The organism is Microbacterium sp. MYb62 (assembly GCF_002979475.1).
Classification (GTDB): domain Bacteria; phylum Actinomycetota; class Actinomycetes; order Actinomycetales; family Microbacteriaceae; genus Microbacterium.
Genome location: NZ_PCOY01000037.1, coordinates 1 through 18,012, shown reverse-complemented (window position 1 = coordinate 18,012; position 18,012 = coordinate 1). Strand labels below are relative to the sequence as shown.

Below are 18,012 nucleotides of genomic sequence, written 5' to 3'. Positions count from 1 at the left end.
GTCGAGGTCGACGAGGACGAGACACCGATCAGCCGCGGTGCGATGAGCCCCGGCGGCACGATCTTCCAGGCCTGGGTCGACGCGTGCGAGGCCGGCGCCGATCCCGCGATCATCACGTCGACGGATGCGGCGAAGCCCGAGGTCCTGGCCGCACGCGGCATCACCGAACTGGTCCGCCCTGTGGTCGAGCGCACCGAGTACGCGTCGCGCAACACGGTCGTCTGACTCAGCGCGGAGCGGCCGTGCTCTCGCGGACCGTGAGCTGCGGCACGGCGGCCACCCGATCGGGAAGCATGTCGGCGGCGTCGATCTGCTGGAGCAGGAACTCCGCCGCATCCGCGCCGAGCCCGAACGTGTCGCGGGTGATGCATGTGATCGACGGATGCACGAGCCCGGCCACCACCGAATCGTCGAACGAGGCGATGGAGAGGTCTGCCGGCACGGACAGCCCCATCTCCTGGGCCACTCGGAGTCCGGCGATCGCCATCACATCGTTGTCGAACACGACGGCGGTGGGTCGGACGGCACGACTCAGCAGCCGGCGCATGGTGGCGGATGCCGCGACCGGCGAGAAGTCGGTGGCGATCACCTCTCCCCCGACACCCCGGCCGCTCAGTCCCCTGAGCACGTCGGTGCGCAGGCGCGTGTGCTGGAATTCGGCGGGACCGGCGACATACGCGATCGAGCGGTGTCCCAGCGCCACCAGGTAGTCGAAGAGCGAATGGGCGACCTGACTGTCGTCCAGCCAGATCGTCGCGGGGTTCCCCGCCTCCGAGGCGTCACTGCCGATCACGACCGCCGGCAGCGGCAGGTCGCGGAGCACCGGAAGACGGGGATCGTCGTCGCGCGGGTCGATCACGATCACGCCGTCGACCTGATTGGCGCTGCGCCAACGGCGATAGGTCGCCACCTCCTCCTCGATCGAGGAGACGAGCACCATCTGCATCGCGATGCGGTTGGCGGCGAGAGCGGACTGCGCTCCGGCGATCAGGTCGGTGAAGAAGGCCTCGGTGCCGAGGGTGTCGGCCGGGCGGTTGACGGCGAATCCGATCACGCCGGCACGGGCCCCCACGAGCGCCCTCGCGGCGGAGCTGGGGAGCCACTGATGCTCCTCGGCGATGTCGAGGATGCGCTGCCGGGTCTGCTCGCTGACACCGGGACGCCCGTTGAGCGCGAACGACACGGCTCCCGGCGACACCCCGGCCAGCCGAGCGATGTCCGTGATGGTCACGCGCTTCGCTTTGGACATGCCCCAACTGTAGCGATACAGGTCGAAAGCGGTACTTGGACTGTGCACAACAGTCCATCCCTGCTACCGTGCCACTAAATCGCTTAACCAACGCGATCCGACGACGAAGTCTGGAGTGAAGATGAAGAAGTCATGGTCCGCCGTCGCAGCCGCAGGGCTCGCCGCGTCAGTGCTGGTGGCCGTCGCGCCCGCGTCCGCATCCGCATCCGCATCCACATCCGCATCCGCGCCTGCATCCACAGGGGCGACCGCTGCGTCATCCGAGGGCGCGTCCGCCTCCTCGTGCGCCGCCGACCCGCAGTACTTCGCGTACTACCGCACCTGGCGCGACGCGAACGCCTCGTGGCCGGGCAGCGAGAACGATCCGGAGAATCCGGCGAACAACACCCAGCGGATGGACGACCTCCCCGCCGGGGTCGACGTCGCGTTCGTGTTCAACGCCTACGTGAGCGATGACTCGGACTTCTGGGATGTGCTGAAGAACGAGTACGTGCCGAATCTCCATGCACAGGGCACCCAGGTCGTCCGCACGGTCGACATCGGCGTGATCCTCGACGCGCCCAGCGCCGACACTCCCGCGGCGTACGCGGCGGCGGCCGACGAGATCCTCGCCGAGTACGTCACGGACGATGGACTCGACGGGCTCGACGTCGACATGGAACGCTCCCTCACGGCGGCGCAGGTCGCCCGCGTGGCCGGCGTCTTCCGGGCCCTGTCTGAGCACCTCGGACCGCAGTCCGGCACCGACCGGCTCTTCATCTACGACACGAACCAGGAGGGGACGCACCCGCTCACGGCACAGATCGCGCCCTACGTCTCGTACGTCCTGGTGCAGTCGTACGGCCGCTCGGTCTCCGGACTGCAATCGACGTGGGAGAGCTACGCGCCGTACTTCGACGCCTGCCAGTACCTGATCGGATTCTCCTTCTACGAGGAGCGCGGCCACGACTGGGGCGACACCACCGAGCCGTTCACCTCCTCGCGAGCCGCCCAGTACGCCGACTGGCAGCCCACCGGCGCGACGAAGGGCGGCATCTTCTCCTACGCCGTCGACCGCGACGGCAAGCTCCCCGGCGATGACACCATCACCGAGTCGGACTTCTCCTGGAGCACACGACTCATCGAGCGACAGGACCAGGCGGTCACGTCCCGCTGACACGACAGAGACGAAGAAGAGGAGGGAGGGCCATGGCGCCCCTCCCTCCTCTCCGTTCGTACTGCACCGCCCCGTTCTTGCTGCACCGCCCCGCGCCACGCCGACTTGCTCACAATGCCCGGCTCCAGAGCCGCCGGCCACCGGAATACCGTGACAACGTGGCGACCCGGACTCAGACTGGAGGCATGCGATTGAACGATCCGCAGGTATGGACATTGATCGGGGTGTTCGCCGCCGTCATGCTCGGCGGCATGACGCTCATGACGATGCAGCTCAGCCACGTGATCCGCGCCGAGACCGGTCGCATCGACGGCACCCTCTCGGCACGCATCGACGGCGTCGACGCACGACTGGGACGCATCGAGTCCAAAGTCGACGACCTCGACAAGGAGCTCACGAACCTCGCGGTGCGCTTCTGGCGGTCGCAGTGAGCAGAACCGCGAGCCCAGCCATCAGCTCAGCCAGGCCGGCACCCGACCGCGCAGGAATGCCCCGTCGAGGGAGTAGCGCCCGGCACCGGTGAAGGCGAGTGCGAGAGCCGCGGCGCCGAGGACGGCGACGAACTCGTAGCCGCCATCACCGACCCAGAGTCCCGCGGGAAGGTGCACGGCGATGATGGCGACGACCATGTCGATCGCGAGCAGGATGCCGACCGGCCGGGTGAAGAGGCCGAGGATCAGCAGGATCCCGCCGATCAGCTCGACGAAGGCGACGACGGGGGCGGCGATCTCCGGGAGCGGGACCCCCATCCCCGCGAAACTGACGATGGTGCCGGGCAACGTGAACTCGAAGATCTTCTGGGCGCCGTGGGCGGCGAAGATCGCACCGGCGACCACGCGGATCACGAGGATTCCCAGCGAGGCGGCGGCAGAGGGGCGAGTGGTGTTCGTCATGAGGAGTTGTTCCTTCGTGGCAGGACACCGCGCCAGGCGCGGAGCAGGGCTGTTCCCTGCCCCTCACGCTAGGAAGAGGACTTTTCCATCCCCTGTGTAGAGGACGGACGTGTAGAGGACGGACGTGTAGAGGACGGACGTGTAGAGGACGGACGTATAGGGCATCCGTCCCCTACAGCGCTCAGAGGGCGACGTCTCCGACGAGGTTGACCTTGATCCCCATGCCCGCGAGCATCGCGGCCTTGGCGACCAGGGCCCGGTCGGCGGTCTCGGCGTCCGGCGCGTAGACGAGCTGCGCATGGTTGGCCTTGTGCCTGGCCATGAACTGGTCGCGCGAGATGCCGTGCAGCACCACGTGGGCGATCGGCCACTCCGGGTTGGTGGCGTCCTTGCGGCGCCGGGTCTCCTCGTCCGGCAGGTCGACGACCGACGCGCGGAAGATGTCGGCCTGCAGGATGCCGTCGGCGATGAACACCCGCGACAGCACGATCTCCCCCGGCTTCGACACGCCGTTGATGGTGGCGCCGCCCGCGGGGAAGAACACATGCCCCTGCCGCCAGCCCTCGGCGTGCGGCCACCCGCCCAGATGCGAGGCCGGGACGGAGCCCGAGATCTCGTAGACCCAGACGAACTCTCCGTCGTAATCCTCACCCCAGCGCACGTCATGCAGCGTGTTGTCGGGCACCAGACCCATCGCTCGCCACACCCGGTCGGTCACGAGCGCGTCGACGGCGACGCCCTCGTCGGCCTCGTTGAAGTGCGGGAACGCCCGCCCCTCGTGCAGCACACGCGAACCGTCGCGTGAGGTGACCGGCGGACGCTCGGTGGTGTTCAGGATCCCCTCGGCCAGGTCGGAGGCCGGCACCAGATCCTTCAGCCCCTGCTGGTACTGGATGCCGACCGCGTCGAGTCCGAAGTCGTCGGCGATGCGGAGCGCGGCGATGTACATCTTCAGCTGCCACTGCACCTGCTCGCGCGTGAGCTCGGTGGCGGCGTCCTCGCCGTATCGGAAGGTCATGCCCGCGTCGACCAGCCAGTCGTAGGCGGCATCCGCCTCGTCGTCGGTGACGTTCAGCATCTCGGCGTACAGGGCCGACTGGGACAGCCGCTCCTTGTAGATGCCGGTCGTGTTCAGCAGCTCGTCGTCGAAGATCGCGTTGTACATGCCCATGCAGCCCTCGTCGAAGACGCCGATGATGGCCTTCTCCGCGAGCAGCTCTGCCGCCAGCGCTTCTCCCAGCTGCTTCTCCGGGCTGTCCGGGAGCACGGGGAGCGGGCGCACGTGCGAGGCGTCGTGCGCGATGGCTCCGGTCTCGGTCCACTCCCTGATGCCGTCGCGGAACCATTCGTCGGTGAAGTCGACCGACCAGGTGGTGGCGTAGGGCTTGTCCATCTTGGTCAGGCCCGCGTTCAGGCCGAGCAGCCCGACGAGGCCGGGCCAGTCGCCGGCGAAGTTCGCGACCGTGAGGATCGGCCCCTCGTGGGTGCGAAGGCCGGCGAGCACGTGATGGGAGTACTGCCAGTTGGCGATCGCGACCACCAGCGGCGCATCGACCGGGATGCTCCGGAAGACCTCGAGACCCATCCGCTGGCTGGAGATGAATCCGTGTCCGGTGGCGGGGTCGACCCCGAACGGTCGGATGACCTGCCAGCCGAGCGCGTCGAGGACGCCGGTGACACCGGCCTCCAACTCGACCTGGGTCGGCCAGCCGGCGACGTTCGCCGACTCGCGCAGATCGCCCGAGGTGATGAGATAGGCGGTCTTCGGCGCGGAGGTCGGGCGGGATGCCGGGGTCGGCAGGGTGTAGGTGATCATGATGCCTCCGGTGTTGGTGTCGGGCTGAGGGTCGGGGTGAGTGGGGAGCGATGGCTCGCCGCGCCGGTCGACGCGCTGCCCGCTCGGAGTCGGATGCCACGGCCGAGCGTCCGACCGTGCAGCCGCAGTTCGGCGACGTCGAGCGTGCCGCCGTCGAGGTGAAGGGTGAGGGCGTCGTCGTCGAGCTCGACGCGGCCCCAGCCGGTACCCGTCGTGAACAGACAGCGGAGCGGACCGGCGGTCGCCGGCGCGAACGACAGCACCCTGTTCGGGGCGTCCCACTGTGCGCCGCTCGCACCGAGGAGCAGCGCCCAGGAGGCGAGCGAGCGGGCGTAGTGGTTGCCGCATTCGATCTCGTTCCAGGGGCTCCGGTGGCCGCCGTCGTACCGGGCGCGCAGCGAGCGCTCGATGCGCAGGGCGTCGTCGACGCGGCCGGCGTACAGGAGGGAGGCGGCAACCTGATGCTCGATGCCGGTCCACACCTCGTCGGAGTACACGAACGGAATCGCCGGCCGTCCGCCGTTCGGCCAGGAGGCGAGCAGCAGTCCGCCCTCGTCGTTCAGCGCGTAGACGCGCTGTGTGCTCTCGTGCGCGGAGAGGTCGTCGCGGTGGTTGTGCGCGACGATCGCGGCGAGCGCCGAGTCGACGCGGTCAGCGGGGAGGATGTGCCCGAGTCCGTTCACGAAGGCGTGGAACTGGCCGAACAGCTGATCGGACAGCACCCCGTCGCCGTATTGGTACCGGTGCGCGTCCGGGTCGTCGATCACCTGCCGGTAGTACTCGCCGTTCCACAGCGTCTCGTCCATGGCGGCGGCGACGTGGTCGGCCCTGGCGTTCCAGGCTTCGGCGCGATCGGCCTCCCCGAGGTGGGACGCCATCCGGGCCCCGGCACGGAGTGCGGCGAGGTAGACGCCGTTCGCGAGCGGTTCCGCGCCGTGGAACTCGATGTCGTAGGTGTTGTGCATCTCGCCGTCGAGCAGGCCGTCGCCGTCGCGATCCCACTCCCGGATGGCGTAGTCGAGGGTGCGGGAGGCGGCGGGCCACAGCTCGCGCAGGAAGTCGTCGTCGCCGCTGAAGCGCCATTCCCGGTGCAGTCGCAGCAGGGTGCCGAGCTGGCCGTCCACCGCAGGGCCCATGAACCACGAGGGCCCGCCGAAGATGCGGTTGCCGCGGAACTTCTGGGCGCCGGCTTCGTCTGTCTCCAGCAGGTATTCCGCGCGGCGTGCGCTGCGCTCGAGCGAGGGGAACAGCCAGGCGAGCGTCTGCGCGTACGACCACACGTGCGTGCAGGTGCCCTCGCACGAGCCGCCGTGGTCGAAGGACCCCTCCCAGGCGGCGAACACCGGCCCGTCGCCCAGCTCGGGGCGCGGGGAGGCGAGCACGAATCCGGTGGTGGAGCGGGCCGCTGCGACGTTGGCGCCGATCGCATCGACCAGCACGGGATCGAGGCTCCCGCCGTACAGCGCCTCGACGAAGGCGTCGGTCGCGCCTTCGAGCTGCGACAGGTGCTCGTGGAGGTGACTTCCCGCCGCCCATGCATCCGGCCAGAGGGTCGCGTAGTGGTTCTGCACGATCTCGTCGATGTGCGGATCCGCGAAGACGATGTGCCCGGCCCACCCGCGTCGACGGTTCGGGAAGCTCCACGACAGCACGAACTCGAAGTCGCGGCTCTCCCCGGCGGCGAGGGTGTGCACGATGCCGAGTGAACCGGTGCGCAGCCGCGGCAGCTTGGCGAGCATCTGCTCCTCCGTCAGCGGTGATGCATCCGGATCGGCGTCGAGCTCGGCGAACAGCCCGCGCGGGCGGTCCTCGAGCGTGAGGCGCGGCTCGGCGGAGAGCAGCCCGTCGTCGGTCAGATCGTTCCAGAACAGTCGCGCTCCGTCTGGCCAGTAGCTGGTGACCCACTGCGGCTTGGCGGTTGTCGCGGCATCCGTCGTGGTGAGGCTGAGCGTGCCGTAGCCGGGGTCGTCCTGCGGCAGGTCGACCCCGAAGTCGAGTCCGCGCACCGTGCCGTCGTCGCGCCAGCGCACGGTCTGCGTCGCCCGCATCCCCCACGGTGCGTCCGGTCCTGGCGTCCCCCGGCCGGCCGTGTGCGACACGCTGCCGACGATCGTCACCGCGACCGGCATGGCGCCGGGGTTGGTCACGCGGTAGCGCAGCACGGCCGCCGGGATGCCCGAGGAGTCGGCGTCGAGGGGGACGAGAGGGGTGAAGGCGTGCAGCGACACCTCGACGGGAAGGGTCTGATCCGTGAAGTCGACGTCCGCGACCGGATACTCGCCGTGCAGCGATGCGGCATCGAGGCGCGGGAGTCCGGCGAGCTGATCGAACGCGTACCCGGCATCCGCGTCGTGCCGACCTGTCAGGCGCGCCTCGAGCAGGCGCGTGACGGCCGTGCCGCCCTCCGGCGCTGCGTGGATCGCGAAGAACGAGTGCGGGTTGCGTCGCCCCTTGTCCGGAAGGTTCTCGAACTCCCAGTCGCGCAGCTCGCCGCGGGCGCCGATCGACACGTTGCCGGTGCCGATGCCGCCCAGGGGGAACGCGGTCGCCTGCGAGGTGTGCGGGATTGCGGGCGCGCGCCGTCCGCGGCTCATGCGGAGACCTCGCGCTGCGCGGCGGCGAGTTCGTGCACGACGCGCCTCGACCCTTCGTACAGGCGCACATACCGGTCGAACAGGGTGTCGTAGAGCGGCTGCAGCGCCTCGTCGGGGCGGATCGTCTGCGCGATGGGGTTCCAGTCCGTGATGAGCGGTGCCGCATCGGGCGCGGCGACCGCGGTGGCCGCGAGGAAGGCTGCGCCGTAGCTCGCGCCGATCGTCGTCTCCGGCACCTCCTGCACGAGCCCGGTGACGTCGGAGACCACCTGCAGCCACAGCTGCCCCTGCGTGCCGCCGCCGACCGCGACGATCCGTCGGATGTCGGCACCGGCCGCGCGCATGGTCTCGACGTTGTGCCGCACACCGAGCGCCGTGGCCTCGAGGGCCGCCCGGTAAAGATCGCCTCTGGTGTGCTCGAGCGTGAGGCCGGCGATCACGCCGCGGGCATCGGGGTCCTGGATCGGTGTGCGCTCACCCGCGAAGTACGGCAGCATCAGCAGCCCCTCGGCACCGGGGCCGGACTCCGCGGCCTCGGCCAGCAGCTGCGGATAGTCGGTGCCGGTCAGGCCTTTGAGCCAGGCGGTCAGCGCCCCCGAGGTCGAGAGGCCGCCCGCGAGGTTCCGGGTGCCGGCGAAGGCACCGGCCGTCGTCCACATCGATGGCGTGCGCAGGGTCTCCTCACCGGTGAGGACCATGAACATGGTCGTGCCGTACATCAGCATCAGGTCGCCCGGCTCGTGGGCGCCGACGCTGACGGCCTCGGTCCAGGCATCGATCGTGCCGGTGATCACCGGGGTGCCGACGGGGATCCGGGTGAGCGCCGCCGCCTCGGCCGTCACCTGGCCGGCGACGTCGCCGGCCCACGCCAGCGTGGGCTGCTCGAGATTCTCCGCATATCGCGCCCACCAGGCCCCGTGCCATCGTTCGTTCTCGATGTCGTAGAGCGGCGAGACCTGGCTCGCCGACTGGTGGTCGAGCATATAGGCGCCGGTGAGTCTGCGGGCCAGCCACGACGCGGGCATGTACAGACGACGGGCCCGTGCCCACGGGTCGTGCTCCTCGTCCGCGATCCAGACGATCTTGGGGCCTCCTGCCTGCGAGGTCAGGGCCGATCCGCCGATCCGGGTGATCTCGTCCGCGCCGAGATCGGCGGTCATCCGCTCGATCTGCGCGGTGGCGCGGGTGTCGACGCCGTAGAGGATGGCCGGACGCACGGGCTCGTCGTCCTCATCGGCGAGCAGGATGCACGGCCCCATGCCGCTCACGCCGACCCCGGCGATCTCGGCCTCCGGTGCGCGCTCGAGCAGTTCCCGCGCGAGCTCGACGAACTCCTGCCACCAGATGTCGCCGTCCATCTCGACCCACCCGGTGTGCGGACGACTCACCTCGTGCGCACGGGTCGCCGACGCGATGATCGTGCCGTCGGCACCCACCAGCACGCCTTTGCTGCTGGATGTGCCGATGTCCACCCCGAGGGTGCAGCGCATGGCGTCCTCCTTGAAACCCGAGCCACAGAATCTGAAACCTGTGGCCACTGTACGCGAAATCGATTTCAAGCCGCAAGGAGGTCGGGCCTCTCCTGCACGATCGGTGCGAAAAACCCCTTCTTCACGGTTCGCGGGATCGGTGCGCTACGGCACCGGGCGCGGTTCGACGCCCTCGACGCGAAATTCGATGCACGGCTCGACTCGATCGACCGCGGACTCGAAGACCTCGACAAGGAGGTCGCGAATCTGGCGACGCGCTTCCGGGGGTCTCGCTGAGACCGCTCAGCTCCGCGGAGTCGCGGGCTGCACCTCGTTGCGCAGGACGACGGTCCTCGCCGGCTGGCGATCGCCCTTGATGCGCTCGAGCAGCATCCGCGCCGCCGTCACACCCATGTGCCGTGCCGGCAGGCGGACCACCGTGACGGCGCTGGGTGAGAGCGTCGTGAACGGCAGCGAGCCGATGACCGCGACACCGACTGCCGGAGGGGTGAGTCCGTGCTCGGTCAGCACCTGGATCGCACCGACCCCGATCAGGTTGTTGCCGGCGACGACCGCGTCCGGCGGGTCGGGGAGGGCGAGCAGTTCCTCCATCGCGGCACGGCCTCCGTCGACCCGGAAGGTGGCGAACCGCGCCAGCTCGTCGAGATCGAGGTCGGGATACGCGGCGGCCAGCGCCGCCCGCCAGCCCGCGGCGCGCTCGGCCGCGGTGTCGATGTGCTCGGGCCCGCCGATGTAGGCGATGCGGCGGTACCCGGCGTCGATCAGATCCCGCGTGGCCGAGGTGCCGGCCGCGCGATTGGCCATCACGACGCCATCGATGTCGTAGGTGGTGCTGCGGTCGACGGCCACCACCGGCCGCCCCGTGGCGAGGATGCTGTCGAGGTTGGACTGCTCGTCGGCGGTCGCGATGATGATGCCCGACATGTGCTCGGCGATCGCGATGCGGAGGTAGGTCGCCTCCTTCTCGAGCTGCGCGTCGGAGTTGCAGAGCACCACCGAGTAGCCGGCCTCCGAGGCGACGTCCTCGACGCCGCGCGCCATCTCGGTGAAATAGGGGTTCTCGATATCGGGGATAACGAGGGCGATGACCTCGGAGCTCTGACGACGCAGCGTCCTCGCTGTGCGGTTCGGCGTGAAGTTCAGCTTCGCCGCGGCGTCACGGACGGCGGCGACCTTCTCTTCGGACACGCTCGTGCCGTTGAACACACGCGAGACGGTCGCGGGAGAGACCCCCGCGAGTTCCGCGACGTCGTAGATCGTGGCCATGCACCCTCACTGCCTGTCCGGTCGAGCCGGACGTGAATGCAACAGTATCGCGCACGATCCCGATCCTGGAGTTCTCGCCTGAAATCGATTACATTGGCGCCCATGACTTCTGCACCCTCTGACCTGGCATCCCTCGCAGCGCTGCGACAGGTCCAGACCCGATCCATCTCACCGGAGAACTTCGACGGATCCGCTGGGGGCGGCGGCCGGGCGACCGAGGGCACGGGCGCGACCAACGCCCGTGACCTCGGCCCCGGTTGGAAGATCTCCCCCAGCATCGACATCAAGGCGGGCGAGACGTTCGAGCTCGCGAGCATCCAGGGAGCGGGGAAGATCACCCACATCTGGATCACGACGCACACCGACAACTGGCGCACCCTCCTGCTGCGGGCCTACTGGGACGGCGCGGAGGAGCCGGCCGTCGAAGTCCCCTACGGCGACTTCTTCTGCAACGGCTGGGGCGTCTTCGCGCAGGTGAACTCGCAGACCATCGCCGCGAATCCGCACGGCGGCTTCAACTCCTACTGGCCGATGCCGTTCCGCGACGGCGCCAGGCTGACCATCGAGAACACCTCGGTCGTCGACGTCCGCGTCTACTACCAGGTGACGTACGAGGTCGGCGGGGACCATTCGACCGACGCCTACTTCCACGCCCAGTGGCGGCGCTCGAACCCCCTGGAAGACCTCACCCCGCACGTGATCCTCGAGGGCATCGAAGGCCAGGGGCAGTACGTCGGCACGTACATCGCCTGGGGGGTGAACTCCAACGGCTGGTGGGGCGAGGGGGAGATCAAGTTCTACCTCGACGACGACACCGAGTACCCGACGATCTGCGGGACTGGTACAGAGGACTACTTCGGCGGCGCCTGGAACTTCGACATCCCCGGGCAGGGCTACACCGAGTTCTCCACAACCTACCTCGGGATGCCGCAGGTCATCCGGCCCGACGGGCTGTATGTGTCACAGCAGCGGTTCGGCATGTACCGCTGGCACCTGCTCGACCCGATCCACTTCGCGACCGGCATCCCGAAGGTCGACATCCAGGCGCTCGGCTGGCGCAGCGGCTGGCGCTATCTGCCGCTGCGCGACGACATCGCCTCGACCGCGCTGTTCTACCTCGACCGGCCGACCGCCCGCCGTCCGAAGACGCCGACGGCCGACGACCTGGAGGTGCACCTAGGGACCGCCCCGGTTCCCGACATCGGTTCGACACCGCCCCGCGCCCCGCTGGACTGAGGGAGGTTCAGGCGGACGGGCGCGCGCTACCGGAGGTCGATCGCCGGGATCCGACCGCCCTGCACCGCGCGCGCCCAGGCCTCCACCTGCGCCGCCACGCCTTCAGGCCGTCGAGGAGGTCGGCAGAGGGCGCGGCGAGGAGTTCGCCCGGCGGTACCTGGCCGCAGAGCAGCACGTCTCGCCCCTCTCGCTGAGCGTCGACGGCGACCCGCACCCAGTGCTCGATCGCACCGTGACGCCACTCGGTGTCCGCACCTTCGGGGACGCCGATTGAGTCGAACTCGATGCAGTCCAACGGGCGCCCCCATTCGAGCCTCGCCAGGGCGACGAGCGCGGTCGATTTCCCCGTCCCGCCGGCACCCGTGAGGGAGAGGAGCGTCACACCAGTCCCTGCACCCGGAACTGCTCCGAGTGGTAGACGCTGTTGTTCCCCGTGTTCCACTGGCTGACGCTGAGGTGCAGGTCCGACAGGGTCGACCCGGGGATGATGTACCCGCCGTAGAGCTGTGCAACGTGCGAGGCGTCTTCGGTGTTCCACTCGGTGCCGTGCAGCAGGGTGGTCTTCGCGGCGGTGTGGAGGTTGTCGGTCGGGGTGTTCAGCACCATCGCGTCGATCCGGTACGCCCCCGAATTGAACCAGGTGAGGATCCACTTGCCGCCGAGCGGTCGCAGGCACATCTCGCCGAACTGGCCGGAGAGCACCTCGGTGACAGGCTTGCCCCACCCCCAGGAGCCGTTCGCGAACCCCCAGGGCTGGTACGCCGAGAGCGTCGTCATGTCGTTCGAGGGCACCCGATAGAGCACGATGCCCTTGTCGCGCTGGAAGCCGGTCCCGTAGATGTACACGTAGCCGTCGCTGCCTTCGCCCCAGGTGATGCATTGGAACTTCCCGCCGGCCATGTCGGCGGGGAACTGGAGTCCGGTGTGCTGCCAGGTCGCGCCGTTGTCGTCCGACTTCCACAGCTCCGTCCAGCGCACGGCGCCGAAGTGCGGGCCGTTGACGATCGCGTGCAGGTACATCCGGGAGCCGATCGTGATCACGTCGGACGGGATGACCGTGGTGAAGTAGGCGTCGTGCGGGTAGTACCAGAGCTGCGGTGCGACGCCCTGGGTGTCCGCGCCGGCACCGGCGCTCCCGTTGAAGGTGACACCGGCAGCGAGATTTGTCGTCGATGAGTACAGGGCGACGGGCGAGCGCCAGTTCGCGCCGCCGACGCCGTCGGCCCAGGTGTCGCCGAACATGAACAGCATCCGGCCGTCCGGTGTGCGCACCGGGATGCCGAGGTCGGTCGCGCCGATGCCGTACTGCACGGGACTCTGGGTACCGGCGAGCACCGTGATCCGCGACACGGTCAGCCCGGCGGCTGCCGCCGGCGCCGGCAGTGCGGTCGAGGCGAAGAACGCCGCTCCCACCACTGCTGCCCCCTGCAGCACTCCCCTGCGACTGATCCGTGGCCCCTGCGTGCTCTCGGTCTCCATCGACCTCTCCTCTCGGTACCGCATGGTGTCGTGCTCGTACTCGTACTACTTGAGACCTGCCATCTTGATGTTGCCGATGATCTGGCGCTGGAAGATCAGGAACAGGATGATCACGGGTGCCGCGGCGAGCACGGATCCGGCCATCAGCAGCCCGAGTTCGGTGCTGCGCTCGGACCGGAACGTCGCCAGGTACTGCTGGAGCACGAACTTGTCCGGCGAGGTGATCGTCAGGATCGGCCAGACGTACGAGTTCCAGTAGGCGAGGAACGCGGTGATCCCCATGACCACGAACGGCGGCTTGGACAGCGGCAGGAAGATCCGCACGAAGATGCCGAATCGGCCGCAGCCGTCGAGCATCGCGGCCTCCTCGAGGCTCTTCGGGATGTTGAGGTAGAACTGCCGGATGAAGAACACCATCGCGGCACTCGCCAGCCCGGGGATCACGAGCACCGCGAGGGTGTCGAGCATCGACAACCGGGTGACGACGATGAAACTCGTGAGCAGGATCGTCATGCCGGGGATGAACATCGTGGTGATCACGATGGCCCAGATCGTGCCCTTGAAACGGAAGTCGAGGCGGGCGAAGGCGTAGGCGGCGAGCGAGTTCACCGCGAGGCTCCCCACCGTGAACAGCACGGCGCCGAACAGGGTCCACGCGAGCGTTCGCAGGAACGTGGGGTCGGCGAGGATCTGCGCGTAGTTCTGCCAGAGCCACACCTCGGGGAAGAACTGGAAGGGGGTCTCGACGACCTCGGTCTTCGACTTGAACCCGGCGATCACCATCCAGGCGAGCGGGAACAGCGAGGCGATGATGAACAGCGCGCCGAGGATCACCTTGCCGACGGCGACGAGCCATCCGCCGGTGCTGCGGGGAAGCCGGGGCGAGCGCGGCTCCTTGCCGGCCAGGACGATGCGTGTGGTCTCCTGCATGACGGCCATCTCAGTCCACCAGCCTCTCGGAGTTGACGAACTTGAACACGAGCGCGGAGATCGTCCCCAGCACCACGAACAGCACCAGGGCCGCGGCGATGGAGTAGCCGACGTTCACGTCGAGGCGGAAGTGGTTGAAGATGAAGAGGTTCGGCAGGGTGGTCGAGTCGAGCGGCCCGCCCTGGGTCATCACCAGGGGAAGTTCGAACTGCTGGATCGCGGCGACGAAGCCCGTGATGAGCAGGTAGAGCATCACGTTCTTCATCTGCGGGATCGTGATGTACGCCGTCTTCTGCCACCAGTTGGCACCCTCCATCGCGGCGGCCTCGTAGTACTCCGCGGGGATGTCGACCATGGCCGCGACCATGATGAGCGAGGTGAGGCCCATGCCGAGCCAGATGGCGGGGACCGCGATGGCCAGGAGCGCCCATTTCGGGTCGCCGATCCAGGCGATCGGGTCGATGCCGAACAGGCCGAGGAAGGCGTTCAGGAGCCCGCCGGAGTAGTTGTAGATCAGCACGAAGATGATCGATGCGATCACGGCGGAGATGATCGTCGGGATGTAGATGCTGACCTTCAGGAAGCTGGCGGCTCGGCGCGACACGGTCACGACGAGGCTCCCGAACAGGAACGCGAGGACCAGCATGACCGGCACGGTCATCAGCACGAACAGGAATCCGCGGCCGATCGTGGCGAGGAACAGCGGGTCCTTGAGCACGTTCTGGTAGTTGCGGATCCCGACGAACTCCGGGTCCTTGTAGAAGCTCCAGTCCTGGAAGGAGAGGAATCCGGCGTAGATGGCCGGCCAGATCACGAATATCCCCAGCAGCAGCACCAGCGGTAGCAGGAACCAGTACGCGGTCTTGTTGTCCCGATAGCGATAGCGGTTCTTCCGCTGCCGGATCGCCCGGCGTTCTTCCACAGCCTGACTGGCCATATCCACCTCGTCGTGATGTCGGATGCGTGACTGTTCGGGGACCGGGACCCCCGGCCCCCGAACAGCGAGCGGTGTCAGTTCTTCGGCGCCTTGTCCGGCAGGCCGTCACGGTCGATCACGGTCTGGATCGCCGCATCCGCGGTCTTGATCGCGTCATCCGCGGATGCCGAGCCCTTCATCACCGACTCCATCGCGGTGCCCACGGCGAGGTTCACATCCCACGGGTAGGTGGATCCGGCGATGGCGTCCGGGGCAATGTCGTCGACGATGATGCTCGACCAGGGGGCGTTCGCCGCCTCTTCGCTCGACGCGACCGCGTCCTGCACCGACTGACGCACCGGCACCTTGGTGAACTGCGTGTCGACGAAGAAGGGGACGAGGTTCTCGGGGTCGCCCGCGATCGCCCAGGAGAGGAATTCGCCTGCGGCCTCGGGGGACTTGCTCTTCGCGTCGACGACCCACGTGAAGTTGCCCATCGTGGTGGCCGTGCGACCGTCGGCATCCGCCGAGCTCGGGAAGGCCCCGACGCCCGTCTTGGGGAGGAGGTCGGCGTAGTCGGAGCCGATCTCGGACATCATCCACGAGCCGGAGACCTTGAAGGCGACCTTCTTCTGACCGAAGTCCTCGCCCGCGACGTAGGCGGCGAGCGGCTGCTTGGGCATGTATCCCTTGTCCCACAGCTCCTTGTACTGCGCCATCAGATCCCGATAGCCGTCGTTGTCGATGTCGGGGGCGGTCCAGTCGTCGGTGAGCGCCAGGTGGCCGGCGAAGTTGTACTGCTGCCCGACGGTCGACCAGGCGAGCGTCACGGCATCCTGTGCCGGTGAGATGCAGTACTGGCCGTCGGAGAGCGTGGGCTGGATCTTCGCGCACGCGGCGAGCAGGTCCTCCCAGGTCTCCGGCGCTGCCGAGGAGTCGACGCCGGCCGCGTCGAGCATGTCGGTGTTCCAGAACAGGACCGTCTGCGGCTCGAGCAGCAGCGGGTAGGCGTAGTGAGTGCCGTCGATCTCGGAGATGGAGGTGGCGTTGTCGAGGATCTCATCGAGCGCCTCCTTCGGGACGATCGAGTCGAGCTCGTGCACCTGCCCGGCGTTGACGAGGTCGTACAGGTTCGCGGAGCTGGTGTAGAGGTCCGGCGCCTTGCCTGCGGCCTGTGCGGCCTTCATCTTCTGATCCCAGGCGTCGGCGGGCACCTCGGTGTCGACGACCTTGATCTTGTCCTGCGAGGCGTTGAACTTCTTCACGATGTCGGCGTACCACTCGTTCTCGACCGGGGTGAAGCTGCGGTGCCAGAACTGGACGGTCGTGACGCCGTCCTCTCCGCCGCCGTCGCCCGCCGATTCGCCCGGCGTGCCGGAGCCGCAGGCGGCGAGCATCGTGCCGACCGTGAGCGCGCCGAGAGCGGCGAGCGTGGCCCTGCGCGTACGTGTGGTGATTCTCATGGGTTCCTCCTCAGGAACGGACTCTTCGTCGAGTCGCTGCTGTGTGTTCGGCTGCCGCCGACGGACACCGGCCGCGCCCGTGGATCCTCAGTGACCGGGTATGCGTCAGATTAGGCGAAATCGATTTCATACGCAAGGGATCCGGTCCTCTCCCACGAGTCGGCGCGACCCAGGTCACGAGTCGGCGCGCTCGAGGTCGACGGAGAACCAGAACACGTTGTACGGGTCCCACAGGGAGAGCGTGAAGTAGATCCGCCTCCCGTCGTCGTCGACATAGCGCGGATTCAGATACGGCGAGTACAGACCCGGATAGTCGGCGCCCGGCACGACCTCGATCGGGTCTCCCCACGGGCCCCACGGCGTGATGCCCTCGCGGATGTAGGCGCTCCCGGCATCCGAGTACGTCATGATCCAGCGTTCGAGGTACGTCGACCACATCACCGAGAGCTCGCCGATCGTCCCTTCGACGATGGTCTCGGCATCCGCCAGGTCTTCGCTCCACTGCGGCGTCTCGCCGTCGACGCCGGCGAAGTACGAGTACGCCGCCTGGTCCTCGACCGCCTCCTCGGTGGCCGGGATGCGCATCAGCTGCACGCCCCCGAACCGCCCGGACGGGATCGACCAGAAGTAGATCCAGTCCTGACCGCCGTCGGTCACCTCGGCGGTCGCGACCTGCACGAAGTTCGAATCCCCCGGCCACTCCACGCCTTCGACCGGCGCCCAGGACTGCCCGTCGTCCCGCGAGACGATGAGCGCCGCGTAGTTCGCATCCCACGCACCCGGCTCGCCCCAGAACCGCACCGACATGTACGAGACGTAGATCGTGTCGCCGATCGCGAAGCCGTAGGTGGGGATCTTCGTGACCTCGCCGCCGGCGCCGTTGGCGTCGTGATCGCCCTCGATGAGCGGGGCGGCGAGACCGATGTCGTCCTCCACCCACCCCTCGAACCCGATGCCGTCGGCGGGGTCGTCATCCGTCGTCCACGCCGCGACGTTCGACCGCCAGAAGCCGCCCTGGCCCCCGATCGACTCGGGGTCGCGTTCGCCGAAGGTGTCGCCGAAGAAGAAGAACGTCTTGTCCCCGACGTTGGTCATCGAGCCCAGATCCGTGCCGGCGACCGACACCGCAGCGGTGTCGTTCATCGCGTCGGGGCCGGTGAGCTGCGCGATCTCGGTGAGGCCAGAGATGCCCCCGAGCACGAAGGGTTTGTCCTGATCGGGGTCGACGCTCACTCCGCCTCCTCCGGCGCACCCGGCGAGGCAGAGAACGAGGACGACGGATGCCGCGACGACGGTCCGGCGGGTTTCGATGGTGACACGGGGCATGATCCTCCTCGATCGGCGATGATGAACCCGAATCTAGCGAAATCGATTTCAACACACCAGCGTCTTCGGCCTGTCCGACTCCCGCGCCGAGCGGTGGCCCCGCCCATCCGGCGACCCCGCATCCGAGCCCCGCTGGGGCCACGCCGACGGCCTCCGGATCGGCATCCTCCCGATCCCCGGCCCCCGCGGCCTGCTCCG

15 protein-coding genes and 1 pseudogene are annotated in these 18,012 nt (G+C 68.4%); 4 read left to right on the top strand and 12 right to left on the bottom strand.

Annotated features, from left to right (window positions below; translation table 11 throughout):
* Positions 1–225 (top strand): annotated as a pseudogene (locus CQ042_RS19760) (glycosyl hydrolase); the annotation flags it as partial.
* Position 226: 1 nt separating this feature from the next.
* On the opposite strand, the gene CQ042_RS19755 reads toward CQ042_RS19760, so the two are convergent.
* Positions 227–1,249, bottom strand: coding sequence for a LacI family DNA-binding transcriptional regulator (locus CQ042_RS19755; protein ID WP_105672151.1), 1,023 nt, complete (start codon positions 1,247–1,249; stop codon positions 227–229).
* Between the two features lie 121 nt (positions 1,250–1,370).
* On the opposite strand from CQ042_RS19755, the gene CQ042_RS19750 reads away from it, so the two are divergent.
* Both CQ042_RS19750 and CQ042_RS19745 read left to right on the top strand, forming a co-directional pair.
* Positions 1,371–2,405 carry an endo-beta-N-acetylglucosaminidase gene (locus CQ042_RS19750; protein WP_181157650.1) on the top strand — a complete coding sequence of 345 codons (1,035 nt, stop codon included), beginning with the start codon at positions 1,371–1,373 and terminating at the stop codon, positions 2,403–2,405.
* Positions 2,406–2,590: 185 nt separating this feature from the next.
* Positions 2,591–2,836 carry a hypothetical protein gene (locus CQ042_RS19745; RefSeq protein WP_105672150.1) on the top strand — a complete coding sequence of 82 codons (246 nt, stop codon included), beginning with the start codon at positions 2,591–2,593 and terminating at the stop codon, positions 2,834–2,836.
* Positions 2,837–2,857: 21 nt separating this feature from the next.
* Here the strand turns inward: CQ042_RS19745 and CQ042_RS19740 are convergent, their stop codons facing one another.
* The 5 genes from CQ042_RS19740 to CQ042_RS19720 all read right to left on the bottom strand — a co-directional run bounded on the left by CQ042_RS19740 (position 2,858) and on the right by CQ042_RS19720 (position 10,464).
* The gene (locus CQ042_RS19740; RefSeq protein WP_105672149.1) at positions 2,858–3,298 is read right to left on the bottom strand and encodes a DoxX family protein; all 441 of its coding nucleotides are present in this window, start codon (positions 3,296–3,298) and stop codon (positions 2,858–2,860) included.
* 181 nt (positions 3,299–3,479) lie between these two features.
* Complete coding sequence (locus tag CQ042_RS19735; RefSeq protein WP_105672148.1) at positions 3,480–5,114, bottom strand: fucose isomerase; 1,635 nt, start codon at positions 5,112–5,114, stop codon at positions 3,480–3,482.
* Positions 5,111–7,708: a GH116 family glycosyl-hydrolase gene (locus CQ042_RS19730; RefSeq protein WP_105672147.1), complete on the bottom strand. Its 2,598-nt coding sequence runs from the start codon at positions 7,706–7,708 to the stop codon at positions 5,111–5,113. The genes CQ042_RS19735 and CQ042_RS19730 overlap by 4 nt, the downstream gene beginning before the upstream one ends.
* A complete protein-coding gene (locus tag CQ042_RS19725) occupies positions 7,705–9,198 on the bottom strand; it encodes an FGGY-family carbohydrate kinase (RefSeq protein ID WP_105672146.1) in 1,494 nt (497 codons plus the stop codon). The genes CQ042_RS19730 and CQ042_RS19725 overlap by 4 nt, the downstream gene beginning before the upstream one ends.
* A 282-nt stretch (positions 9,199–9,480) precedes the next feature.
* Positions 9,481–10,464: a LacI family DNA-binding transcriptional regulator gene (locus CQ042_RS19720; protein WP_105672145.1), complete on the bottom strand. Its 984-nt coding sequence runs from the start codon at positions 10,462–10,464 to the stop codon at positions 9,481–9,483.
* 102 nt (positions 10,465–10,566) lie between these two features.
* On the opposite strand from CQ042_RS19720, the gene CQ042_RS19715 reads away from it, so the two are divergent.
* The gene (locus tag CQ042_RS19715; RefSeq protein ID WP_105672144.1) at positions 10,567–11,700 is read left to right on the top strand and encodes a glycoside hydrolase family 172 protein; all 1,134 of its coding nucleotides are present in this window, start codon (positions 10,567–10,569) and stop codon (positions 11,698–11,700) included.
* A 7-nt stretch (positions 11,701–11,707) separates the two neighbouring features.
* Here CQ042_RS19715 and CQ042_RS19710 read toward each other — a convergent pair whose 3' ends face one another.
* The 6 genes from CQ042_RS19710 to CQ042_RS19685 form a co-directional block, all read right to left on the bottom strand.
* Positions 11,708–12,082, bottom strand: coding sequence for a hypothetical protein (locus tag CQ042_RS19710; protein ID WP_105672143.1), 375 nt, complete (start codon positions 12,080–12,082; stop codon positions 11,708–11,710).
* Entirely contained in the window at positions 12,079–13,179 is a 1,101-nt protein-coding gene (locus CQ042_RS19705; protein ID WP_105672142.1) for a DUF4185 domain-containing protein, read from the bottom strand. Before CQ042_RS19705 ends, CQ042_RS19710 begins: the two co-directional genes overlap by 4 nt.
* Before the next feature lie 45 nt (positions 13,180–13,224).
* Positions 13,225–14,109 carry a carbohydrate ABC transporter permease gene (locus tag CQ042_RS19700; protein WP_258132368.1) on the bottom strand — a complete coding sequence of 295 codons (885 nt, stop codon included), beginning with the start codon at positions 14,107–14,109 and terminating at the stop codon, positions 13,225–13,227.
* 10 nt (positions 14,110–14,119) lie between these two features.
* The gene (locus tag CQ042_RS19695; protein WP_105672140.1) at positions 14,120–15,046 is read right to left on the bottom strand and encodes a carbohydrate ABC transporter permease; all 927 of its coding nucleotides are present in this window, start codon (positions 15,044–15,046) and stop codon (positions 14,120–14,122) included.
* Positions 15,047–15,120: 74 nt separating this feature from the next.
* On the bottom strand, positions 15,121–16,488 hold the full coding sequence (locus CQ042_RS19690) for an ABC transporter substrate-binding protein (protein WP_105672139.1): 1,368 nt from the start codon (positions 16,486–16,488) through the stop codon (positions 15,121–15,123).
* 174 nt (positions 16,489–16,662) lie between these two features.
* Positions 16,663–17,814: a DUF4185 domain-containing protein gene (locus CQ042_RS19685; RefSeq protein WP_105672138.1), complete on the bottom strand. Its 1,152-nt coding sequence runs from the start codon at positions 17,812–17,814 to the stop codon at positions 16,663–16,665.
* Positions 17,815–18,012: the final 198 nt, after the last annotated feature.

Coding starts and splice junctions, on each gene's coding strand:
- CQ042_RS19755 (WP_105672151.1), bottom strand. CDS start 1,249: ATGTCCAAAGCGAAGCGCGTGACCATCACGGACATCGCTCGGCTGGCC.
- CQ042_RS19750 (WP_181157650.1), top strand. CDS start 1,371: ATGAAGAAGTCATGGTCCGCCGTCGCAGCCGCAGGGCTCGCCGCGTCA.
- CQ042_RS19745 (WP_105672150.1), top strand. CDS start 2,591: ATGCGATTGAACGATCCGCAGGTATGGACATTGATCGGGGTGTTCGCC.
- CQ042_RS19740 (WP_105672149.1), bottom strand. CDS start 3,298: ATGACGAACACCACTCGCCCCTCTGCCGCCGCCTCGCTGGGAATCCTC.
- CQ042_RS19735 (WP_105672148.1), bottom strand. CDS start 5,114: ATGATCACCTACACCCTGCCGACCCCGGCATCCCGCCCGACCTCCGCG.
- CQ042_RS19730 (WP_105672147.1), bottom strand. CDS start 7,708: ATGAGCCGCGGACGGCGCGCGCCCGCAATCCCGCACACCTCGCAGGCG.
- CQ042_RS19725 (WP_105672146.1), bottom strand. CDS start 9,198: ATGCGCTGCACCCTCGGGGTGGACATCGGCACATCCAGCAGCAAAGGC.
- CQ042_RS19720 (WP_105672145.1), bottom strand. CDS start 10,464: ATGGCCACGATCTACGACGTCGCGGAACTCGCGGGGGTCTCTCCCGCG.
- CQ042_RS19715 (WP_105672144.1), top strand. CDS start 10,567: ATGACTTCTGCACCCTCTGACCTGGCATCCCTCGCAGCGCTGCGACAG.
- CQ042_RS19705 (WP_105672142.1), bottom strand. CDS start 13,179: ATGGAGACCGAGAGCACGCAGGGGCCACGGATCAGTCGCAGGGGAGTG.
- CQ042_RS19700 (WP_258132368.1), bottom strand. CDS start 14,109: ATGCAGGAGACCACACGCATCGTCCTGGCCGGCAAGGAGCCGCGCTCG.
- CQ042_RS19695 (WP_105672140.1), bottom strand. CDS start 15,046: ATGGCCAGTCAGGCTGTGGAAGAACGCCGGGCGATCCGGCAGCGGAAG.
- CQ042_RS19690 (WP_105672139.1), bottom strand. CDS start 16,488: ATGAGAATCACCACACGTACGCGCAGGGCCACGCTCGCCGCTCTCGGC.
- CQ042_RS19685 (WP_105672138.1), bottom strand. CDS start 17,814: ATGCCCCGTGTCACCATCGAAACCCGCCGGACCGTCGTCGCGGCATCC.